We start from the raw sequence: 3,282 nt of genomic DNA, 5'->3' as shown, positions 1-3,282 counted from the left end.
CCGCAGCCCGTTCGTGCGCATCCCGAAGGCGTTCAGCAAGCTCATGGACGACCGGCGCACCGCCTGGCACTACCCGGCCGAGGCGGCCCCGGGGCGGCGGGAGGTGTGGCAGCGCGGCCGGCTGGTCGGCGGCTCCAGCTCCGTCAACGGCATGGTCTACGGCCGCGGCGACCCGGTCGACTGGGACGGCCTCGAACGCCTCGGCAACCCGGGCTGGGGGTGGGACACCATGCTGCCGATCTTCCGGCGGCTGGAGGACCACCCGCTGGGCGCGTCGCCGACGCGCGGGGCGGGCGGGCCGCTGCGGCTGTCCTCGGCGACCGGCACCGACGAGCTGTGCGAGCGGACGATCGCGGCCGGGGAGGCGCTGGGCTGGCGCCGGGCCGACGACCTCAACGCCGACGCAGACGAGCGGATCGGCTACGTCACGGCGACCATCCACGACGGCCGCCGGGTCAGCGCCGCCAACGCGTTCCTGCACCCGGTGCGGGACCGGCCGAACCTGACCGTCGCGGTGGACACGACCGTGCGGCGGATCCTCGTGCGCGCCGGCCGGGCGGTCGGCGTACGGGCCGACAGCGGGGGCCGCACCGTCGACTACACCGCCTCGGCGGAGGTGATCCTCGCCGCCGGGGCGATCGCCAGCCCGCAACTGTTGCAGGTGTCGGGCATCGGGCCGGCCGACACGTTGCGGCGGGCCGGCGTCGACGTGCTGCTCGACCGGCCCCGGGTGGGCCTCGGGCTGCGCGAGCACCGGTCGATGCGGGCGCAGTTCCGGCTGACCGGCGACGGCGGCTACAACCACATGCTGGGCAGCCTGCTCGGGCAGGGCCTGGCCGCGCTGCGGTACGCGCTGGCCCGGCGGGGGCCGCTGAGCCTGCCGGTGCACGACGTGGGGGCGCACATCCGGTCCACTCCGCAGGTCGACCACCCGGACGCCCAACTGCTGATCGCGCCCTTCTCGGCGGCCCCGCCCCGGCCGGGCCACGCGCTGGAGCTGGAGACCGAGGCGGGGATGATGGGCCTGTGCACGGTCACCCGGCCGGACAGCGAGGGCAGCCTGGCCATCGTCTCGGCCGACCCCCGCACGCCGCCCCGGATCGTGGCCAACTACTTCGCCACCGGGCACGACCGGCGGGTCGCCGTGGACGCCTTTTGCCGGATGCGGGAGCTGTTCGCCACCGCGCCGATCGCCGGGCGGATCGCCGCCGAGACGGTGCCCGGCCCGGCCGTACGCGGTGACCGGGAGATCGTCGAGGCGGCGCTGGCGCTGGGCTACTGCGGTTACCACGCGGTCGGCACCTGCGGCATGGGTCCCTCCGACGAGCACGTCGTCGACCCCCGGCTGCGGGTGCGCGGCATCGACGCGCTGCGGGTGGTGGACGCCTCGGTGCTGCCAGTGCTGGTGTCCGGGTACCTCAACGCCCCGGTGATGGCCCTGGCCTGGCGGGCGGCCGACCTGATCCGGGCCGGCTGAGTAATTTTGGGTGGGCTGCGCCCGGGGCAGTGGTCCTCCGACGCACGATCGACCCGTCGACGCACACAGGATTGGGGTTCGACTCATGGCTGACGACGCTGGCAGGCAGCCCGCGAAAGCCTCCGGCGCGTACCGGATCGGCGGCGACCTCCAGGTCGACCGGCTCGGCTACGGGGCGATGCAGCTCACCGGGCCAGGCGTCTGGGGCGACCCGAAGGACCCGGCCGAGGCGGTGCGGGTGCTGCGCCGGGCGTACGAGCTGGGCGTGACGTTCATCGACACCGCCGACTCGTACGGGCCGTTCGTCTCCGAGTTGCTGATCAGGCAGGCGCTGCACCCGTACGCCGACGACCTGGTCATCGCGACCAAGGCGGGGCTGACCCGCTCCGGTCCGGGCGACTGGCGGCCGGTGGGCCGGCCGGAGTACCTGCGCCAGCAGTGCGAGCTGAGCCTGCGTCACCTGGGCTTGGAAGCCATCGGGCTGTACCAGTTGCACCGCATCGACGCGAAGGTGCCGCTGGCCGACCAGCTCGGCGAGCTGGCGCTGCTCAAGCAGGAGGGCAAGATCCGGCACATCGGCCTGTCCGAGGTGACCGTCGCGCAGATCGAGCAGGCCCGCAGGATCACCCCGATCGTGTCGGTGCAGAACTTGTACAACCTCGCCGACCGCAGCGCCGAGGACGTGCTCGACCACTGCGAGCGCAACGACCTGGCGTTCATCCCGTGGTTCCCGATCGCCACCGGCAACCTGGCGAAGCCGGGCGGCCCGCTGGACGCGATCTCCACCGACCACGGCGCGACGCCCGCGCAGCTCGCGCTCGCCTGGCTGTTGCGGCGCTCGCCGGTCGTGCTTCCCATCCCGGGCACGTCGTCGGTGGCGCACCTGGAGGAGAACGTGGCCGCCGCCGAGGTGCGGCTCACCGACGACGAGTACGCGGCCCTCGCGAAGGCCGCCTGAACCCGCCGCCCACGCCGCCCACGGGGGTGGGGAAAGCCGTTGGCCTCCGGTACGAGCCGGCGGCACGGCGGCCAAGGTCTTTGCCACCTACGCCACGTACCAGCGGGACACCGACCGGGAGATCCCCGTCGTCGTGGTCGGGCGCGCCTGACCGGCAGTCAGAGGGCGTAGCAGTCGGGGCGCACCGGGGAGTCGGTGAGCGCGCCCCGCACCACCGTGTACGTCGTGCCGTCGAGGACGAGGCCAAGGTGCCCGACGATCCGCAGCGGGCACCACGACTGGATGAGCACGTTGGTGGCGCCGTCGGCGAGGGCCGCGTTCTCGGTGGGCCGCACCAGCTCGTCCTGGAGGGTGCGCACGGTCGTCCACCGCACGTCGCCCGGCGTGTCGTCGCCGTCTTTGAGCGCGGTGAGGAAGCTCGACCCGATGGTCATCTGCTGGCAGGCGACGATGCCGAGGCAGCTACCGAGGCCGAGGAACTGCACGATGTCGGCGACGTAGGTGCCGTAGTGCGGGGCGCCGAGGCTGACGTACCGGCCCACCTTCGTGCCGCCGCCGAGGTTGCGGATGAGGTGGCGGGAGACCAGGCCGCCCTCGGAATGGGCGACCAGGTCGACGCGGGCCGCACCGGTGGCGGCGCGCACCTGGTCGACGTACGTGCCGAAGGCCCGGGCGGATTCGGCGATGTCGCCGAAGCCGAGGCCGGGGAGCTGGTAGATCGACACCCGGTAGCCGTCGGCCCGCAGCCGGGCGGCGAGCGGCTCGTAGCCGAGGGCGGGGGTGCTGAGGCCGGCCACGACGATGACGGGGTTGGCGGCAGCGGCGGCCCTGGTGGCGGGGGCCGGCG

The 3,282-nt window shown here is 74.0% G+C and carries 3 protein-coding genes; 2 read left to right on the top strand and 1 reads right to left on the bottom strand.

All coding sequences use genetic code 11. The features are described 5' to 3' along the window. The coding region (locus E1258_RS31340; RefSeq protein WP_132407446.1) for a GMC family oxidoreductase at positions 1-1,477 on the top strand (1,477 nt) is incomplete at its 5' end. A gap of 85 nt (positions 1,478-1,562) precedes the next feature. Continuing rightward, on the top strand, positions 1,563-2,435 hold the full coding sequence (locus E1258_RS31335; RefSeq protein WP_132407444.1) for an aldo/keto reductase: 873 nt from the start codon (positions 1,563-1,565) through the stop codon (positions 2,433-2,435). 158 nt (positions 2,436-2,593) lie between these two features. On the opposite strand, the gene E1258_RS31330 is transcribed toward E1258_RS31335, so the two are convergent. Then, positions 2,594-3,282, bottom strand: a 689-nt coding sequence (locus tag E1258_RS31330) for a triacylglycerol lipase (RefSeq protein WP_132407442.1), incomplete at its 5' end; no start/stop codon positions are given.

Source organism: Micromonospora sp. KC207 (genome assembly GCF_004348615.1).
In the GTDB taxonomy this organism is placed as follows: domain Bacteria; phylum Actinomycetota; class Actinomycetes; order Mycobacteriales; family Micromonosporaceae; genus Micromonospora.
Note: the sequence above shows the minus strand (reverse complement) of the source record. Positions and strands in the feature narration are given on the sequence as shown.